Origin of the sequence: Paracoccus sp. SCN 68-21 (genome assembly GCF_001724535.1) — a bacterium.
GTDB classification, from domain to species: domain Bacteria; phylum Pseudomonadota; class Alphaproteobacteria; order Rhodobacterales; family Rhodobacteraceae; genus Paracoccus; species Paracoccus hibiscisoli.
Genome location: NZ_MEES01000064.1, coordinates 83,698 through 101,294, shown reverse-complemented (window position 1 = coordinate 101,294; position 17,597 = coordinate 83,698). Strand labels below are relative to the sequence as shown.

At 69.1% G+C, this 17,597-nt stretch carries 15 protein-coding genes; 13 read left to right on the top strand and 2 right to left on the bottom strand.

Annotated elements, in window-relative coordinates:
- Window positions 1-55: 55 nt before the first annotated feature.
- The 7 genes from ABS73_RS13820 to ABS73_RS13790 all read left to right on the top strand — a co-directional run bounded on the left by ABS73_RS13820 (window position 56) and on the right by ABS73_RS13790 (window position 6,564).
- Window positions 56-793 carry a calcium-binding protein gene (locus ABS73_RS13820; protein WP_277023729.1) on the top strand — a complete coding sequence of 246 codons (738 nt, stop codon included), beginning with the start codon at window positions 56-58 and terminating at the stop codon, window positions 791-793.
- 175 nt (window positions 794-968) lie between these two features.
- A complete protein-coding gene (locus tag ABS73_RS13815) occupies window positions 969-2,015 on the top strand; it encodes a LacI family DNA-binding transcriptional regulator (RefSeq protein WP_277023730.1) in 1,047 nt (348 codons plus the stop codon).
- Window positions 2,016-2,019: 4 nt separating this feature from the next.
- A complete protein-coding gene (locus tag ABS73_RS13810) occupies window positions 2,020-2,949 on the top strand; it encodes a substrate-binding domain-containing protein (RefSeq protein WP_277023731.1) in 930 nt (309 codons plus the stop codon).
- Window positions 2,949-3,719: an ATP-binding cassette domain-containing protein gene (locus ABS73_RS13805; protein WP_277023732.1), complete on the top strand. Its 771-nt coding sequence runs from the start codon at window positions 2,949-2,951 to the stop codon at window positions 3,717-3,719. Before ABS73_RS13810 ends, ABS73_RS13805 begins: the two co-directional genes overlap by 1 nt.
- Window positions 3,719-4,720 carry an ABC transporter permease gene (locus tag ABS73_RS13800; RefSeq protein WP_277023734.1) on the top strand — a complete coding sequence of 334 codons (1,002 nt, stop codon included), beginning with the start codon at window positions 3,719-3,721 and terminating at the stop codon, window positions 4,718-4,720. The genes ABS73_RS13805 and ABS73_RS13800 overlap by 1 nt, the downstream gene beginning before the upstream one ends.
- Window positions 4,717-5,781, top strand: coding sequence for a phosphotriesterase family protein (locus ABS73_RS13795; protein WP_277023736.1), 1,065 nt, complete (start codon window positions 4,717-4,719; stop codon window positions 5,779-5,781). Before ABS73_RS13800 ends, ABS73_RS13795 begins: the two co-directional genes overlap by 4 nt.
- Window positions 5,782-5,802: 21 nt before the next feature.
- Window positions 5,803-6,564: a glutamine amidotransferase gene (locus ABS73_RS13790; RefSeq protein WP_277023738.1), complete on the top strand. Its 762-nt coding sequence runs from the start codon at window positions 5,803-5,805 to the stop codon at window positions 6,562-6,564.
- A gap of 5 nt (window positions 6,565-6,569) precedes the next feature.
- Here ABS73_RS13790 and ABS73_RS13785 read toward each other — a convergent pair whose 3' ends face one another.
- A complete protein-coding gene (locus tag ABS73_RS13785; RefSeq protein WP_277023739.1) occupies window positions 6,570-7,451 on the bottom strand; it encodes a ribokinase in 882 nt (293 codons plus the stop codon).
- A gap of 32 nt (window positions 7,452-7,483) precedes the next feature.
- On the opposite strand from ABS73_RS13785, the gene ABS73_RS13780 reads away from it, so the two are divergent.
- From ABS73_RS13780 to ABS73_RS13755, 6 genes are all read left to right on the top strand, one after another.
- Window positions 7,484-8,320, top strand: coding sequence for a BtpA/SgcQ family protein (locus ABS73_RS13780; RefSeq protein ID WP_277023740.1), 837 nt, complete (start codon window positions 7,484-7,486; stop codon window positions 8,318-8,320).
- Window positions 8,317-8,964 (top strand): TenA family protein, encoded by a 648-nt coding sequence (locus ABS73_RS13775; RefSeq protein WP_277023741.1) that lies wholly within the window; start codon window positions 8,317-8,319, stop codon window positions 8,962-8,964. Before ABS73_RS13780 ends, ABS73_RS13775 begins: the two co-directional genes overlap by 4 nt.
- Window positions 8,965-9,156: 192 nt before the next feature.
- Complete coding sequence (locus ABS73_RS13770) at window positions 9,157-10,173, top strand: ABC transporter substrate-binding protein (protein WP_277023743.1); 1,017 nt, start codon at window positions 9,157-9,159, stop codon at window positions 10,171-10,173.
- The gene (locus ABS73_RS13765; protein WP_277023745.1) at window positions 10,170-12,323 is read left to right on the top strand and encodes an ABC transporter permease; all 2,154 of its coding nucleotides are present in this window, start codon (window positions 10,170-10,172) and stop codon (window positions 12,321-12,323) included. The genes ABS73_RS13770 and ABS73_RS13765 overlap by 4 nt, the downstream gene beginning before the upstream one ends.
- Entirely contained in the window at window positions 12,320-13,333 is a 1,014-nt protein-coding gene (locus ABS73_RS13760; RefSeq protein WP_277023747.1) for an ABC transporter ATP-binding protein, read from the top strand. The genes ABS73_RS13765 and ABS73_RS13760 overlap by 4 nt, the downstream gene beginning before the upstream one ends.
- A gap of 10 nt (window positions 13,334-13,343) precedes the next feature.
- Window positions 13,344-14,123 carry an inositol monophosphatase family protein gene (locus tag ABS73_RS13755; RefSeq protein ID WP_277023748.1) on the top strand — a complete coding sequence of 260 codons (780 nt, stop codon included), beginning with the start codon at window positions 13,344-13,346 and terminating at the stop codon, window positions 14,121-14,123.
- Window positions 14,124-14,125: 2 nt separating this feature from the next.
- Here the strand turns inward: ABS73_RS13755 and putA are convergent, their stop codons facing one another.
- On the bottom strand, window positions 14,126-17,536 hold the full coding sequence (gene putA, locus ABS73_RS13750) for a bifunctional proline dehydrogenase/L-glutamate gamma-semialdehyde dehydrogenase PutA (protein ID WP_277023750.1): 3,411 nt from the start codon (window positions 17,534-17,536) through the stop codon (window positions 14,126-14,128).
- Window positions 17,537-17,597 lie beyond the last annotated feature (61 nt).

Genomic DNA, 17,597 nt, shown 5'->3' with positions numbered 1-17,597 from the left:
CGTCGACCGGCGGGCTTTCTGAACCCCGGCGCCGTTTCCCTCTGGAGGACATCACATGGCACGACTGTTCGGAAATGACGACGACAACAGGCTCAACGGGACCAATGCGGCCGACCTGATCTATGGCCGCTCGGGCGATGACCGGCTGCAGGGCTTTGGCGGCGACGACACGCTGGATGGCGGCGAAGGCAACGACTTCATCTGGGCCGGCACCGGCAACAACCTGGTCTATGGCGGATCGGGCAATGACAGCATCTGGGCCAATGGCGGCAACGACCGCATCTTTGCGGGTGAGGGCAATGACATCGTCTATGCCGGGGCGGGCAACAACCGCGTCGTCGGCGGCGAGGGCAACGACACGCTGAACGCCGGCAATGGCCGCGACACGATCGACGGCGGCGAGGGCAACGACCGCATCTTTTCCAACGGCGGCGACGACATCCTGACTGGCGGAGAGGGCGACGACCTGATGGTCGCGGGCGCGGGCAACGACACGCTGCGCGCGGGCGAGGGCAATGACACGCTGAACGGCGGCGCGGGCAACGACCTGATGACCGGCGGAGAGGGGGCCGACCGCTTTGTCTTTAACGGCGGGCGCGACCGGATCACCGATTTCGAGAATGGCGACGATCAGATCGACCTGTCCTCGTTCGCGGCGATCAACAGCTTTTCCAACATCCGCGCCGCTGCAAGCCAGCAGGGGTCGGACGTGGTGATCAACATCGGCCCCAACAGCCTGGTGATCGAGGATTTCCGGCTGTCGCACATGAACGCCGAGGATTTCATCTGGTAGGACACGCCCCCGACAGACCGGACGGGCCGGGGGCGTGATCCCCGCCCCGTCTGCCCGTGAAAGGGGCAGGGCCCGCACTGCCATGACATTTTGGTTTACAGACCGCATTCCCACCGGGCAGTCTGAGTTTATAAACCAGTTTACTAAACCGCTTTATCAGGCGGATTCGGGGGAAATGGTGGCCAATCTGCAGGATGTCGCGACCGCTGCCGGGGTCTCCAAGGCCACGGTGTCGCGCTATCTGAACGGCTCGCTGGAGCTGCCCGAGCGCACGGCCACGCTGATCGATGCGGCGATCCGGGCGCTGGACTATACCCCCAACCCGCATGCCCGCCGCCTCAGCCTGGGGCGGTCGGACACGATCGCGCTGATCGTGCCCGACATCTCCAGCCCGTTCTTTGCCACGCTGGTCGGCGCGGTCGAGGCCGAGGCCAGCGAGCAGGGCCTGGCGCTGGCGCTTTACGCGACGCTGAACAGCCCCGCGCGAGAGCTGTCCTATCTGGACCTGGTGCGGACGGGCCATGCGGACGGGCTGATCTTTGTCACCAACCATGCCGGCACGCGAGAGCTGGCCGCCAAGATCAACCGCCTGCCGCGCTGCGTGGTGGTGGACGAGGATGTCCTGGGCGCCGATGTCCCCAAGATCTTTTGCGACAACTGCCAGGGCGGCTGGCTGGCCGGGCAGCATCTGGCGCAGGCGGGCCATCGCCACGTCCTGTTCGTGGGTGGCGTCGACGAGATGGTCAGCGGCGCGCGCCGCCATCGGGGCTTTGCCCAAGGGATGGCCGCCATCGCCGGTCCCCATCACCGGATCGAGCGCATCCGCGGCCCCTATACCATCGACGCCGGTCGCGCGGCAGGCCGCAGCTTTGTCGACCGCGCCCCGGATACCCGCCCCACTGCGATCTTTGCCACCTCGGACGAGCTGCTGATCGGCCTGTGCGAGGTGCTGGCCGAGGCGGGCATCGCCATTCCCCATCAGGTCTCGGTCATCGGCTTCGACGATGTCGGGCCCCTGCACCTGTTCGCACCCGCCGTGACCGCGGTGCGTCAACCCGTCCGCGACCTGGGCCGCCACGCGCTGCGGCGCCTGCTGGCCATGGACGGCACCGATCCCGCAAAGCCCCCGTCAGAGGAGCTGCTGGATGTCACGCTGATCGCGCGGAACTCCGTTGCGCCGCCGATCCGCCCTTTCCACCGCAACCCCAACAGCGAGGAATGAGACCATGACCACCCTAACCCGCCGCACCCTGGGTGCGCTGATGACCACCGGCCTGATCGCCGCCGCCCTGCCCGCCCTGGCGCAGGAGGGCAAGACCTTTGCGCTGGTCCAGATCAACCAGCAGGCGCTGTTCTTCAACGACATGAACCGCGGCGCGCAGGAGGCTGCGGACGCCGCGGGCGCGACCCTGCTGATCTTCAACGCCAACAACGATCCGGCGGCGCAGAACAGCGCGATCGAGACCTATATCCAGGAGGGCGTGGACGGCATCGCGGTCGTGGCCATCGACGTGAACGGCATCATGCCCGCCGTCCAGCAGGCCGTCGATGCGGGCATCCCCGTGGTGGCCATCGACGCGATCCTGCCCGAAGGCCCGCATTCCGCCCAGATCGGCGTGGACAACGCCCAAGCCGGGGCCGATCTGGCGGCGGTGGTGAACGACACGCTGCCCGAGGGGTCGACCCTGGGCATCGTGGGCGCGCTGAACTCGTTCATCCAGAACGTTCGCAAGGACGGTTTCGAAGAGGCGCTGGACGGTGCCCGCGTCACCGTCGCGGGCACCGTGGACGGCCAGAATGTGCAGGACACGGCCCTTGGCGCGGCCGAGAACCTGATGACCGCGAACCCGGCGCTGACCGCGATCTATGCTACCGGCGAACCCGCCCTGCTTGGCGCCATCGCGGCGGTCGAAAGCCAGGGGCGGCAGGGCGACATCGCCGTCTATGGCTGGGATCTGACCGCGCAGGCCATCACCGGGATCGAGGCGGGCTATGTCAAGGCCGTGATCCAGCAGGACCCCGCGGGCATGGGCGCGGCGGCGGTCGAGGCTCTGGGTACCCTGTCGGATGGCGGCAGCGTCGAGGCCGAGATCTCGGTCCCCGTTACCATCGTGACCTCCGAGAACGTGGACGAGTTCCGGGCGGCGTTCGAGTGATGCAGCCGGTCCCCTCAGCCGTGGCGCGGGGGGACCACCCCCCGGCCATCCTGTCGCTGTGCGGCATCACCAAGACCTTCGGGTCGCACCAGGCGTTGCGCGGGGTCGATCTGGACGTGCGGGCGGGCGAATGCCTGGGCTTGATCGGCGACAATGCGGCGGGCAAATCGACCCTGTCCAAGGTCATGTCCGGCACCTATGTCCCCGATGGCGGCCATATCCTGCTGGACGGCCAGCCGGTGCGCTTCGCCACCCCCTCCGAGGCCCGCGCGCAAAAGATTGAGATGGTCTATCAGGACCTATCGCTCTGCGATCACGTGGACGTCGTGGGCAACCTGTTCCTGGGCCGAGAGCTGAAGCGCGGTCCCTTCCTGGACCAGCCCCGCATGCTGGCCGAGGCCGAACGCATGCTGGCCGGGCTGGAGATCCGCATCCCGCGCCTGACCGCCAAGGTCGAGAAACTGTCGGGCGGCCAGCGCCAGGCCATCGCCATCGCCCGCGCCGCCAGCTTCGACCCCAAGGTGCTGATCATGGACGAGCCCACATCCGCGCTGGCCGTGGCCGAGGTCGAGGCCGTGCTTGCCCTGATCAACCGCGTCAAGGCGCGCGGCGTGGCGGTGGTGCTGGTCACGCACCGGATGCAGGACCTGTTCCGCGTCTGCGACCGCATCGCCGTCATGTACGAAGGCACCAAGGTCGCCGAACGGCGCACCCAAGACACGAACCTTCAGGAACTGGTCGACCTGATCGTCGGCAAGGGAGGCCATTGATGGCTGTCTATACCGAACGCAAAGCGGGCTCCGCATGGGCCGATTTCATCGGCGAGCACGCGCAGGTCCTGTCCATCGCGATGTTCTTTCTGCTGTGCATGACCATCTTCGGCCTCAGCAGTTCCACCTTCCTGACTACCGGCAACCTGCTGAACGTGCTGCGCCAGGCAGCCCCCATCCTGATCGTCGCGGTCGCGATGACGCTGGTCATCACCACTGCGGGCATCGACCTGTCGGTCGGATCGCAGGTGGCGCTGGTCAACGCGGTCTGCGCCATCGCCATCGGCGCGGGCCTGCCCTGGCCGCTGGTCATGGTGCTGATGCTGGTGCTGGGCGCGGGCGTGGGGGCGGTGCAGGGGTGGTTCATTTCGTATCAGGGCATCCCTGCCTTCATCGTGACGCTGGCGGGCCTGTCGATCCTGCGCGGCTTTGCGCTGTATCTGACCGAGGGCTATTCGATCCCCATCACCAATGTGCCCGGCTTCTTCTGGCTGGGGCGCGGTACGCTGGCGGGCTTTCCGGTGCCCGCGCTGATCGCGCTGTTGATCGCGGTGCTAGGCTTTGTCGTCATGCTGCGCACGCAATACGGGCGGCAGGTGATCGCCGTGGGATCGAACATGGAGGCCGCGCGCCGCGTCGGCATGCCCGCCAAGCGCGTCTTGGCATCCGTCTATGTGGTGGCCGGGCTGGCCTCTGCCGTGGCGGGCATGCTGATCGCCGCGCGGCTTGGCTCTGGTTCGTCGAACGCGGCGCAGGGGTTCGAATTGCAGGTCATCGCCGCCGTGGTGCTGGGCGGGACCTCGTTGATGGGTGGCAAGGCGTCGATGCTGGGCACGGTGTTGGGCACCATGACCATCGCGGTGATCGGCAACGGGCTGATCCTGCTGCACATCTCGCCCTTCTTCACGCAGATCGTGACGGGCGCGATCATCCTGATCGCCATCTGGCTGAACACGAAACTGTTCGACCGGGGCTTTCGGTTCGGAAAGGCGCGGACATGACCGAACTGTCGCTCTGCCACACCCGTTCGGGCCGGGTGATGACCGTCACCGGCCCGATTGCGTCCGCCGATCTGGGCCACACGCTGATGCACGAGCATCTGCAGAACGACTGCCGCTGCTGGTGGAACGCACCGACCGACCCCGCACGCCAGCACCTAGCCGACTGCCCCGTCAGCATCGAGATCCTGTCCGAACTGCGTCAGGACCCCTTCGTGAACCGCCACAACATCGCGCTGGACGACCCCGATCTGGCGATCGCGGAGTTGCGCGCCTTCACCGCAGTGGGCGGGCGCAGCGTGGTGGACCCGACTTGCCGCGGCATTGGGCGCGACCCGGTCACCCTGCGCCGCATCGCCGGGGAAACCGGGCTGAACATCGTGATGGGCGCGGGCTATTATCTGGCCAGCTCGATGCCAGAACAGGTGGCGCGCCTGTCCATCGACGACATCGCCGATGAGATCGTGGCCGAGGCGCTGACCGGCACCGACGGCACCGACGCCCGCATCGGCCTGATCGGAGAGATCGGCGTGTCGTCGGATTTCACCCCCGAGGAGGAAAAATCCCTGCGCGGCGCGGCGCGTGCGCAGGCGCGCACCGGCCTGCCGCTGATGGTGCATCTGCCGGGCTGGTTCCGGCTTGGGCATCGGGTGCTGGACGTGGTCGAATCCGAGGGCGGGGACCTGCGCCACACGGTGCTGTGCCACATGAACCCCTCGCATGACGATCCGGTCTATCAGGCAACGCTGGCGCAGCGGGGTGCCTTCGTCGAATTCGACATGATCGGGATGGATTTCTTCTATGCCGATCAGGGGGTGCAATGCCCGTCCGACGATCAGGTCGCCCGGGCCATCCTGGGGCTGGCCGAACAGGGGTTCCTGGACCGCATCCTGCTGTCGCAGGATGTGTTCATCAAGATGATGCTGACCCGCTATGGCGGCAACGGATACGCCTTTGTCACCCGCCATTTCCTGCCGCGCCTGATGCGGCACGGCCTGTCCGACGGGGATTGCGACCGGCTGATGGTCACGAACCCGCGCCGCGTCTTTGACGCCACCTTCTGACATCCGCGAAAGGAACGACCCATGACAACCCGCGTGCTTTTGGTGGGCGAAAGCTGGACCACCTCGGAAACGCATTACAAGGGCTTTGACCAGTTCGGCTCGGTCCGGTTCCATACCGGCGCGACGCCCCTGCTGAATGCGATGAAGGACAGCGAATTCCAGATCGACTACATGACCGCCCATGACGCCGCCGAGGGCTTTCCGTTCGAGATCGGTGGCCTGGCGGATTATGACATCGTGATCCTGTCCGATATCGGGGCGAACACCTTTCTGCTGCCGCCCGATGTCTGGCTGCGGTCCAGGACGGTGCCGAACCGGCTGCGGATGCTGCGGGACTGGGTTGCGCAGGGGGGCAACCTGCTGATGATTGGGGGCTATTTCTCGTTCCAAGGCATCGACGGCAAGGCGCGTTGGCGAAACACCGCGGTCGAGGACACCCTGCCCGTCACCTGCCACCCGTGGGACGACCGGGTCGAGATCCCCGAGGGCGCGCAGGCCGACATCCTGCTGCCCGACCACCCGGTCATGGCCGGGATGCCCGCCGCCTGGCCGCCGATCCTGGGCGTGAACGAGGTGATGGTCCGCAACGGCGCCACCGTGGTCGCGCGCCTGCCCGAGGATCAGGGCGGCCACCCGCTGCTGGTTCTGGGCGGACACGGTCAGGGGCGCACAGCGGCCTGGACCTCGGACGTGGGGCCGCACTGGCTGTCGCCCGAATTCTGCGACTGGCCCGGCTATGCGACCCTGTGGAAGAACCTGTTCGGCTGGCTGGTCGCGCGGTGAGCGGGTCAGTCCCCCGCCAGGATCGCGCCCATCGCGGCCGTGTCGGGAAAGGCACTGACCGTGCCCGCGCGCCCGACCGTCCAGGCGGCCGCCTGAGCCGCATGGCGCAGCGCGCGCGCATCCAACGCCACGCCCCGCAGCGCGGCGGAGGCCAGCGCCACCGCCATGAAGCAATCGCCCGCCCCGGTCGTGTCCACCACCGCGCAGGGCGCGGCGGGCACGTCGATCCGCGCGCCGTCCCGCACCAGCGTGGCACCCCGCGCGCCAAGGGTCAGCACGACTTCGGCCACGCCCTGGGACAGCAGGCGGGCGTCGCCGCCCAGGGCCGCAGCCTCGTCCTCATTGACGAAGGCGCAATCGACCAGCGGCCACAGGTCCGCCACGTAATCCTGCAGGGGCGAGGGGTTCAGCGCGGTCCGCATGCCCCGCGCCCGCGCCTCGCGCAGCGCGGCGCCGGTGGTGTCCGCCCCCAGATTGCCCTGCAGCACAAGCAGATCGCCGGGGACGGCGCGCGCCAGGGCTGCGGTCGCGTGGTCGGGGGTCATGGCGCCCGCGGCGGCTCGGGTGGTGATGACCGCGTTTTCGCCATGCCCCGCCATCAGGATGATCGAATTGTCGGTCGCGAGACCGGGCAGCGCGATCAGCTGCGCCATCACCGGCTCGGCCGCCAGGCGTGCGGCGATCTCGCGCCCGCGGGCGTCCTGGCCCACCGCCGCGACCAGATGGCAGGCCAGGCCCGTGCGGGCGATGGCGACCGCCTGGTTCACGCCCTTGCCGCCCAGGTCCTGCGACAGCGCGCGGCCAAAGATCGAGGCGCCGGGCCGGGGGAAATCCTCGACCGACACGGTCTCGTCAAGGGCCGCGTTTCCGATCACAAAAGCCTTCATCGCCCGTCTCCGCTTTTTCGAAAGGCCAACCCATGACACTGATCTCAGACCGCCCGGCAGGGGCCATCCGCGACATCTTCGGGCGCGACAAGGCCTTGATCGGCATGATCCATTGCCCCGCCTTTCCCGGCGCCCCCCGCTATCGCGGCGCGTCGATGGACGACATCTATGACACCTGCATGCGCGATGCGGAACGTCTGGTGCAAGGGGGAATGCACGGGCTGATCGTCGAAAACCACGGCGACATCCCGTTTTCCAAACCACACGAGATCGGCCCCGAAACCCCCGCCTTCCTGTCGGTCGTGACCGACCGGATCAGGCGCGCCTTTGGCCTGCCCATCGGCATCAACGTGCTGGCCAATGCGCCCCTGCCCGCGCTGGCCACCGCCGTGGCGGGGGGTGCCGATTTCATCCGCGTGAACCAGTGGGCCAATGCCTATGTCGCCAACGAGGGATTCATGGAGGGTCGCGCGGCGCAGGCGCTGCGATACCGGTCACTGCTGCGGGCCGAGCATGTGCGGGTCTTTACCGACGCGCATGTCAAGCACGGCAGCCACGCCATCGTGGCCGACCGGTCGATCCCGGAACTGACCCGCGACCTGGGCTTTTTCGACAGCGATTGCATTATCGCCACCGGCCAGCGCACCGGCGACAGCGCCAGCATGGACGAGATCGACGAGATCGGCGGCGCGACCCATCTGCCGCTGCTGGTGGGGTCCGGCGTGACGCCCGACAATGTCGCGGCGATCCTGGGCCGCACTAATGGCGTGATCGTTGCCTCGTCGCTCAAGGAGGGGGGCGTCTGGTGGAACCCGGTCGAACCCAAACGCGTCCGCCGCTTTGTCGCCGCAGCCGAGGCCGCGCTGTGAGCCTGTCCGACCGGATGCTGGCCGAACAGGCCGCCAGTTTCGACGCGATGGTCGCGCATCCGTTCGTGCGCGATCTGGCCGCCGACCGCCTGCCCGATGCGGGTTTCGACCGCTATCTGCTGATCGAGGGCGCCTTCGGGGAGACCGCCATCGCCATCTTCGGCTATGCCGTGGCCAAGGCCAGCGATCTGGACGACCGGCGCAAGCTGATCGCGTCGCTGGATGGGCTGGCCCATGGGCAGATGGATTATTTCCGCGATGCCCATGCCCGGCGCGGGCTGGTCGCGGACCCGGGCCTGCAATCCGATCCGCGGGTGGCGGCGTTCCGGGACGGCATGCTGGGCATCGCCCGGGACGGCGATTTCGCCGATATCGCCACCGCGATGTTCGCCGCCGAATGGATGTACTGGACCTGGTGCGACGCCCATCGCGACGCGACCTTGCGCGATCCGATGCGCCGCGACTGGATCGCGCTGCATGCAGCGCCCGCGTTTCGCGATCAGGCGCGCTGGCTGCGGGACCGGGTCGACCGCTTGGGCGCGGACCTGTCTGCGGATCGCCAGCAGGCGCTGATCGCGCTGTTCGGCCATGTCCAGCGGCTGGAGATCGGCTTTCACGACGCCGCCTGGTCGGGTGCGGCATGACGGCGCGCGGGCCGTCATGCCCCTGTCACATCGCTGTGCCAGACAGCGCCCATGCCGCGGCGCAGCATCAAATTCCATCCGTTTCAAGGCCTTGCGGGGCGTCTTGGCGGTGGACAGGGCCGTCCGCGTGCCGCTAGGCTGAACCAAGAGGATGGGACGGGCACCGCACCCGCCCCCAGAGGGAGAGATCGCATGAACCGCCATTTTGCCGCCATCGCCGCCACGGCGCTGACCGTCCTGCCTGCCAGTGCCTTTGCGCAGGCCGATGAGCTGGTGCTGTATTGCTCGGTCAACGAGGAATGGTGCCGCGCCCAGTCCGAGGCGTTCCAGCGCGAAACGGGCATCAATGTCCTGATGACCCGCAAGTCCAGCGGAGAGACATTCGCCCAGATCAAGGCCGAGGTCGGCCAGCCGCGCGGCGACGTCTGGTGGGGCGGCACGGGCGACCCGCATCTGCAGGCCGCCCAGGAGGATCTGACCGAGGAATACCGGTCCCCCATGCTGGACCAGCTGCAGCCCTGGGCGCTGGCCCAGGCCGAGACCTCGGGCTATCGCACTGTGGGCATCTATGCGGGCGCGTTGGGGTTCGGCTACAACTCTGACCTGGTGGCCGAGAACCCGCCCGCCTGCTGGGCAGACCTGACGGACGAACGGTTCCGCGACGACATCCAGGTGGCCAACCCCAATTCCTCGGGGACGTCCTATACCATGCTGGCCACGATGGTGCAGCTGATGGGCGAGGACGAGGCCTTTGCCTATCTGGCCGATCTGCACGCCAATGTCAGCCAGTACACCCAATCGGGCGCCGCCCCCGCCCGCGCCGCCGCCACCGGAGAGACGGCGGTGGGCATCGTCTTCATGCATGACGCCGTGGCCCAGACCGTGGACGGCGCGCCCGTCGTGACCGTCGCCCCCTGCGAGGGCACCGGCTATGAGGTGGGCTCCATGTCGATCATCAAGGGCGGCCCCAACCCGGAGGCGGCGCGTCTGTGGTATGACTGGGCCCTGTCCCCCGAGGCGCAGGAGATCGGGGCCGCGGCCAAAAGCTTTCAGGTCCCGTCGAACCTGAACGCCTCGACCCCGCCCGAGGCGCCCGACCTCGAGGACATCAAGCTGATCGACTATGACTTTGCGCGCTTCGGCTCGGCCGATGTGCGCGCGGCGCTGCTGGCCCGGTGGGACGCGGAAATCGGCGCCCTGGCCCGGTGAGCGGAGTCGACGCCCGCCGGATCGGGCTGGTCTGGTCCGGCGGGCTGCTGCTGGCGGTCCTGCTGCTGCCCTGGTTCAAGGGCGGCGGCGGATCGGCCCTGACGCAGGCGCTGGAGGGGCGCGCCTGGCTGATGCCGCTGATCGCCATCGGCGGGGGGCTGGCTCTGCTGTCGGCGATGGCGCGGGACTGGCGCATCCATCCGGCGGGCGCGGTTCTGGTCGGCGCGGGGCTGGTCTGGCTGATCCTGCAGGGCTTTGCCATCGGCCTGCGCGGCCCCGCCATCGCGGGGCTGGAGGCGCTGTTTCCCACCAGCGCCCTGGGCCAGCCCGGCTTTGGCTGGGGCGCCTGGATCGCGGGCATCGCGCTGATCGGCGCGCTGGCCGATCTGCTGGCCGGGCGCGGCTTTTGCCGGGGCGAACGCTTTGCCGCGCTGTCGATCATCGGCATCGTGGCGGCGCTGTCGCTGTTCGTGTTCTTTCCGATCCTGCGGCTGGTCGCGACAGCCTTCGTGGCCGCCGACGGCACCGTGTCGCTGGCGCCCTTCGCCGCGCGCCTGACCGCGCCCGACCTTTGGGCCTTGGGATGCCTGACCGGGGCGGGGCGCTGCGGGGTGGTCATTAACTCGGTCATCCTGGGCGTGCTGTCGGCCACGCTGGCGACCGCGCTTGGGTTGGCGCTGGCGCTGCTGGTGGCGCGGACCGATTTCCGGCTCAAGCGTCTGTTGCGCGCGCTGTCGATCCTGCCGATCATCACGCCGCCCTTTGTGGTGGGCGTCGCGATCATCGTGCTGTTCGGGCGCACCGGCATCGTCACGGTCGAGCTGGCCGAGCTGATGGGCATCCGCCCGACCCGCTGGATCTATGGCCTGCCGGGCATCCTGATGGCGCAGGTGCTGGCCTTCGCCCCCGTCACCTTCCTGGTGATCCTGTCCGCGCTGGAGGCGATCAATCCGACGCTGGAGGAGGCCTCGACCACGCTTGGCGCGCGGCCGGTCACCACCTTTCGCCGCGTGACCTGGCCGCTGCTGCGCCCGGCCCTGGCGGCGGCCTTCCTGCTGGCCTTCATCGAAAGCCTGTCCGATTTCGGCAACCCCATCGTGCTGGGCGGCAGCTATGACGTGCTGTCCACGCGCATCTTCTTTGCGGTGGTGGGCGCGCAATACGACCTGGGCCATGCGGCGACCCTGTCGCTGATCCTGCTGGCGCTGACCGTGGGCGCGTTCTGGGTGCAGCAGCGGTGGGTGGGCCGCGCCAGCTATGTCACCGTCACCGGCAAATCGGATGCGGGCCTGACCGCCGCCGTGCCGCCCTTGGTCAAATGGGCGGCCATCGCGGCGGTGGTGCCTTTCGTGGTCTTCACCACGGGCATCTATGCCATCGTGCTGGTCGGTGGTTTCGTGGGCGATATCGCGCGGATGGACCTGACGCCGACCATCGCGCATGTCTGGACGGCCTTCTCGTTCGAGATCACCGACCGCGGCGTGCAGCTGTTCGGCTCGGCCTGGAACAGCATGATCACCACGCTGTGGGTGTCCGCCCTGTCGGCGCCGCTGACCATGGGCATCGGCATCCTGACCGCCTGGCTGATCACCCGGCAGGATTTCACCGGCAAGCGGCTGTTCGAATTCGGCACGCTGCTGTCCTTCGCGGTGCCCGGCACGGTGGTGGGGGTCAGCTATATCGCGGCCTTCAACGTGCCGCCCATCGACATCACCGGCACGCTGTGGATCCTGGTGATCTGTTTCGTGTTCCGCAACATGGCGGTGGGCATGCGCGCGGGCGTGGCCGCGCTGGCCCAGATCGACCGCAGCATGGAGGAGGCCAGCCAGACCATGGGCGCCGGCGGCGGTCGCGTCATGGTCGACGTGGTCCTGCCGCTGATCAAGCCCGCGATCTTTACCGCGCTGGTCTATGCCTTCGTCACGGCCATGACGGCGGTGTCGGCGGTGATCTTTCTGGTCTCGGCGCGGCACAACATGGCGACCGCCTATATCATGGGCCGGGTCGAGAACGGCGAATTCGCGCTGGCCATCGCCTATTCCACGGTGCTGATGCTGGTCATGATGGCCTGCATCGCACTGATGAACCTGGGCATCGGACGGCGCAAACTGGGACGGCGCAGCGCGCTGTCGAAAGGCAAGGCAACATGACCGAGACCGCCATCGAATTTCGCGGCGTGGTGAAACGCTATGGCGACGCCGTGGCCGTGGCGGGCATCGACCTGACCATCGCCAAGGGAGAGCTGGTGACCTTTCTGGGGCCGTCCGGCTGCGGCAAGACCACGTCCCTGCGCCTGATCGCGGGGCTGGAGCTGCCCTCCGAGGGGCAGGTGCTAATCGCCGGGCGCGATGTCAGCCGGGACCCGGCCTCGGCGCGCAATGTGGGGATGGTGTTTCAGTCCTATGCGCTGTTCCCGCATATGTCGGTGCTGGACAACGTGGCCTACGGCCCCGTCATCCGCGGCACGAAACGCGCCGCCGCCCGCGCCCGCGCGGCCGAGATCCTGGACCAGGTGGGCCTGTCCGGCCTGCACCAGCGCCTGCCGTCCGAGCTGTCGGGCGGCCAGCAGCAGCGCGTGGCCGTGGCCCGCGCCATCGTCCAGCAGCCCGACGTGATCCTGTTCGACGAACCCCTGTCCAACGTGGACGCGAAACTGCGCCGCAAGGTCCGCGAGGAGATCCGCAGCCTGCAGCGCCGCTTTGGCCTGACCGCCGTCTATGTGACCCACGACCAGGAGGAGGCGCTGGCCGTGTCCGACCGCATCGTCGTGATGCAGCAGGGCCGCATCGCCCAGATCGGCACGCCTGCGGACCTGTATGAACGCCCGGCATCGCCCTTCATCGCGGATTTCATCGGCGACGCGAACCTGATCGCGGGGCATGTGGCGCAGGGGCGGTTCACCGCGCCGGGCCTGTCGCTGGACGTGCCGGGCCCCGAGGGGCAGGCGATGCTGTCGCTGCGCCCCGAACGGATCGGGCTGGAGCCGGGCGGCCCCGACCTGATCGCCAGCGCCACCTATCTGGGCAGCCGCATCGAATATGGCATCCAGACGCCCGTCGGCGATCTGCTGGTGTCGCGGCCCATCACCGAAACCCCGCTGCCGGTGGGCACCCGCGTCCATCTGCGCATCGACCCCAAGGACGCGACCCGCGTCGCCTGAGAGAGGCCCCATGACCGACCCCCTTCGCGCCCGCTTCGACCTGGCCTGCGACGCCGCCACCCGCGGCGGCGCGCTGGCGCTGCGCTATTTCCACGACCGCGATCAATTGGTGATCGAGGCCAAGGCCACCCCCCAGGACATCGTCAGCCGCGCCGACCGCGAGGTCGAGGATCTGATCCGCGCCGCCATCACCACCGCCTATCCCCATGACGCCATCCTGGGAGAGGAGGAGGGCGAGACCTCTGGCACCACCGGCTTTCAATGGGTGATCGACCCGATCGACGGCACCTCGCCCTATCTGGCGGGGCTGCCGCATTGGTGCGTGGTGATCGCGCTGGTCCAGGACGGGCAGGTGGTGGCCGGGGTGACGGTGCATCCGCTGTCGGGCGACCTCTATACCGCGATCCGGGGGCAGGGGGCCTGGCTGAACGGCCAGCCGATGGCGTGCAGCCCCGATCACCGCATCGACAACAGCCTGGTCGCCATCGGCGCCAGCCACCGCACCGACCCCCGGCATGTGGCCGATGTGATCGTGGCGCTGATGGCGCAGGGCGGGATCTTCTATCGCAACGGGTCCGGCGCGCTGATGCTGGCGCAGGTCGCGTCGGCGCGGCTTGGCGGCTATTATGAGCCGCATATGAACCCCTGGGACTGCCTGGCGGGCGCGCTGATGATCACCGAGGCCGGGGGCCGCGCCCTGCCCGTCGCCACCGCCGCGACCGGCGGCCCGGTTCTGGCCGCAGCGCCCGGCGTCTTCGAGGCGCTGCGCGCGGTGGTGGGCGGCGACTGACCTCAGCCCGCCAGCAGCGCCGCGTTGCCGCCCGCCGCGGTCGTGTCCACGCACAGATGCCGCTCATGGCACAGATGCGCGCGGTCGGGCAGGGCGGTGACCAGCGCGACCAGCGGCCCCTCCCGCCGCGCCAGGGCCTGCGCCAGATCGCGCCCGGTGGCGGCATCGCCCCACCACAGCACGCAGGCCAGATCGGGCAGATCCGTCAGCGCCGCCGCATCGGGCAGGCCCTGCGCGGCCACCGGCTGGCCGCCGCCCTGCGTCACGGCGGCGACCTGCGCGGCCACCGCATCGGGCCCCGGCCCGAGGCAGAGGACCGGGCCGCGCGCCAGGGTCTGCAGGCGGTTCAGCTCTCCGGTCGGGCCGGGCATCAGCTGTTCGGTGGCCGCAGGCGGCGCGGGCGGGGCGGACAGCGCATCGCGCAGCCGGGCCATGCTGTCGGGGCCGGTCCAGGCGGTCGCGGCGGGCGCCTGCGCGGGCGCGTGAAACCGCGGCAGATAGAGCGGCCCGCCCGCCTTGGGTCCGGTCCCGGACAGACCCTCGCCGCCAAAGGGCTGGCTGCCGACGGTCGCGCCGACCTGGTTGCGGTTGACATAGATGTTGCCGACATGGATGGCCTGCGTGATCTCCTGGACGCGGCTGTCGATGCGGGTGTGCAGGCCGAAGGTCAGCCCATAGCCGCGCGCGTTGATATCCGCCACGACCCGGTCCAGATCGCGCGCCTTGTAGGTCGCGACATGCAGGACAGGGCCAAAGACCTCGCGCTCCAGTGCGGCGATGCCGTCGACGCGGATCAGGCTGGGGGGCACGAAGAACCCCGTGGCGGGGGCCGCGACCTGATGCAAGATGCGGTCCCGATGCTGGTCCAGATAGGCCAGGATGCCCGCCTGCGCCTCGGCGTCGATCACCGGGCCCACATCGGTGGCCAGGTCCCAGGGGTCGCCCACGCGCAATTCGTCCATCGCGCCCCGGATCATGGCGATGACAGGCTCGGCCACGTCCTCCTGCAGGTAAAGACAGCGCAGCGCCGAACAGCGCTGGCCCGCGCTGCGAAAGCTGGAGGCCACGATGTCGCGCACCGCCTGTTCGGGCAGGGCGGTGCTGTCCACGATCATCGCGTTCAGCCCACCGGTCTCCGCGACCAGCGGCGTGCCGGGCGCCATGTGATCGGCCATGCTGGCCGCGATCAGCCGCGCGGTGTCGGTGCCGCCGGTGAAGACCACGCCCCCCACGCGCCCGTCCCGGGTCAGCGCCGCGCCGACCGTGCCGCCATCGCCCGGCAGCAGCTGCAGCGCCGCCCGGGGCACGCCCGCGCGGTGCAGCAGGCGCACGGCATGGGCCGCGATCAGCGGGGTCTGTTCGGCGGGCTTGGCCAGGACCGCGTTCCCCGCCATCAGCGCCGCCGCCACCTGCCCGGTGAAGATCGCCAGCGGAAAGTTCCACGGGCTGATCGCCGCGATGATTCCGCGCGGGGCACCCTCCTGCGCCTCGCCCTGCTGGGCGTAATAGCGCAGGAAATCCACCGCCTCGCGCAGCTCGGCCACGGCGTCGTTCAGCGTCTTGCCCGCCTCGCGCGCGAGGATCCCGAAGATCGGGCCGAACTCGGCCTCATAGAGGTCGGCGGCTTGGCGCAGGACGCGGGCGCGCTCGGGCGCGGGGGCGCCCCAGGGGCGGGCGGCGGCGATGGCCTGGGCCACGGTGGCGGCATCGGCCTGGGTGACCCGGCCCACCACCTGGCCCGTGGCGGGGTTGGTCACCGGCTCGGGCGCGCCCGGGGCCGACTGCCCATCGGCCAGGATCGGCGCGGCATCGGGCACGCCCGCGCCGCGCGCGGCAAAGATCACCTCCAGCCGGTCGGCGGCGCTCAGATCAAAGCCCTGCGCATTCACGCGCCCCGGCCCGTAGAGCGCATCGGGCGCCAGCAATGCCGCAGGTGCGCGGGCCTCGGCCAGGGCGTCGAAGGGGTCGCGGGCGATCTCCTCGGGGGTCACGGCCTCATCGACGATCTGGTTGACGAAGCTGCTGTTCGCGCCATTCTCCAGCAGGCGGCGGACCAGATAGGCCAGCAGGTCCTGATGCGCGCCCACCGGCGCATAGATGCGGCAGGCGGTGCCCTGATCCTTCAGCACGATGTCGTGCAGGCGTTCGCCCATGCCGTGCAGGCGCTGGAATTCGAAAGGCGCCCCACCGCCCAGATTGCCCGCCATCTCCAGCACGGCGGCGACGGAATGGGCGTTATGCGTCGCGAATTGCGGATAGATGCGGTCGGTCATGCCGAGCAGCTTTTTCGCCAGCGCGACATAGCTGACATCGGTCGCGGTCTTGGAGGTGAAGAGCGGGAAATCCGGCAGCCCCTCGACCTGGGCGCGTTTCATCTCGGTGTCCCAATAGGCGCCCTTGACCAAGCGCAGCATGATGCGGCGGTCATGCTGGACTGCCAGCGCGTGCAGCGCGTCGATCATGGCGCTCGCGCGCTTGCCATAGGCCTGCACCACCACGCCGAACCCGTCCCACCCGGCCAGGTCCGGGTCGGGCAGCACGGCCTCGATCACCTTCAGGGACAGGGCCAGGCGGTCCTGCTCCTCGGCGTCGATGTTCAGGCCCATGTTCGCGGCGCGGGCCTGACGCGCCAGATCGCGGACCACGGGGACCAGCTCGGCCATCACCCGCGCCTCCTGCGCGACCTCATAGCGGGGGTGCAGCGCCGACAGCTTGATCGAGATGCCGGGATTCTTCGCGACCGACCCGTGCCTGCAGGCGCCCGCGATGGCGGCGATGGCCTTGCGGTATTCCTCGGCATAGCGGGCGGCGTCATGGGCGGTCATCGCCGCCTCGCCCAGCATGTCATAGCTGTAAGTATAGCCCTTGGCCTCCTGGCCCTTGGCGCGCTCCAACGCCGCGTCGATGGTCTGGCCCAGCACGAACTGCCGCCCCATCTCGCGCATGGCGCGGGTCACGGCGGTGCGGATCACAGGTTCACCCAACCGCCGGATCGCGCCGCGCAACGTTCCGGCCAGCCCCGGCTTGCTGTCGTCCAGCACCCGCCCCGTCAGCATCAGCGCCCAGGTCGAGGCATTGACCAGGCTGGACGAGCTGTCGCCCAGATGGCGCCCCCAGTCCGAGGGCGCGATCTTGTCCTCAATCAGCGCGTCGATGGTGGCGCGGTCGGGGACGCGCAGCATCGCCTCGGCCAGGCACATCAGGGCCACGCCCTCGCGCGTGGACAGGCCGTATTCGGCCAGCATCAGCTCCATCATGGTGGGTTTCGATTCGCTGCGGATGCGGCGGATCAGGCTGGCCGCGCGGCCGCTGATGCGGGCGCGGATGTCGGGCGACAGCGCGGCATCGCGGACCAGACGGTCCAGCAAGGGGCCTTCGGATGCAAATTTGGCGGTCGAATCGAGTGCGGTCATGGCAGGTCCCCCTTGGGTCATGTCGCATCCTATCGCGGCAGGGGTGGACGATGGGACCGAT

Excerpts from the sequence above, each read along its gene's own strand:
- ABS73_RS13820 (WP_277023729.1), top strand. The coding sequence starts at position 56 with ATGGCACGACTGTTCGGAAATGACGACGACAACAGGCTCAACGGGACC.
- ABS73_RS13815 (WP_277023730.1), top strand. The coding sequence starts at position 969 with ATGGTGGCCAATCTGCAGGATGTCGCGACCGCTGCCGGGGTCTCCAAG.
- ABS73_RS13810 (WP_277023731.1), top strand. The coding sequence starts at position 2,020 with ATGACCACCCTAACCCGCCGCACCCTGGGTGCGCTGATGACCACCGGC.
- ABS73_RS13805 (WP_277023732.1), top strand. The coding sequence starts at position 2,949 with ATGCAGCCGGTCCCCTCAGCCGTGGCGCGGGGGGACCACCCCCCGGCC.
- ABS73_RS13800 (WP_277023734.1), top strand. The coding sequence starts at position 3,719 with ATGGCTGTCTATACCGAACGCAAAGCGGGCTCCGCATGGGCCGATTTC.
- ABS73_RS13795 (WP_277023736.1), top strand. The coding sequence starts at position 4,717 with ATGACCGAACTGTCGCTCTGCCACACCCGTTCGGGCCGGGTGATGACC.
- ABS73_RS13790 (WP_277023738.1), top strand. The coding sequence starts at position 5,803 with ATGACAACCCGCGTGCTTTTGGTGGGCGAAAGCTGGACCACCTCGGAA.
- ABS73_RS13785 (WP_277023739.1), bottom strand. The coding sequence starts at position 7,451 with ATGAAGGCTTTTGTGATCGGAAACGCGGCCCTTGACGAGACCGTGTCG.
- ABS73_RS13780 (WP_277023740.1), top strand. The coding sequence starts at position 7,484 with ATGACACTGATCTCAGACCGCCCGGCAGGGGCCATCCGCGACATCTTC.
- ABS73_RS13770 (WP_277023743.1), top strand. The coding sequence starts at position 9,157 with ATGAACCGCCATTTTGCCGCCATCGCCGCCACGGCGCTGACCGTCCTG.
- ABS73_RS13760 (WP_277023747.1), top strand. The coding sequence starts at position 12,320 with ATGACCGAGACCGCCATCGAATTTCGCGGCGTGGTGAAACGCTATGGC.
- ABS73_RS13755 (WP_277023748.1), top strand. The coding sequence starts at position 13,344 with ATGACCGACCCCCTTCGCGCCCGCTTCGACCTGGCCTGCGACGCCGCC.
- putA (WP_277023750.1), bottom strand. The coding sequence starts at position 17,536 with ATGACCGCACTCGATTCGACCGCCAAATTTGCATCCGAAGGCCCCTTG.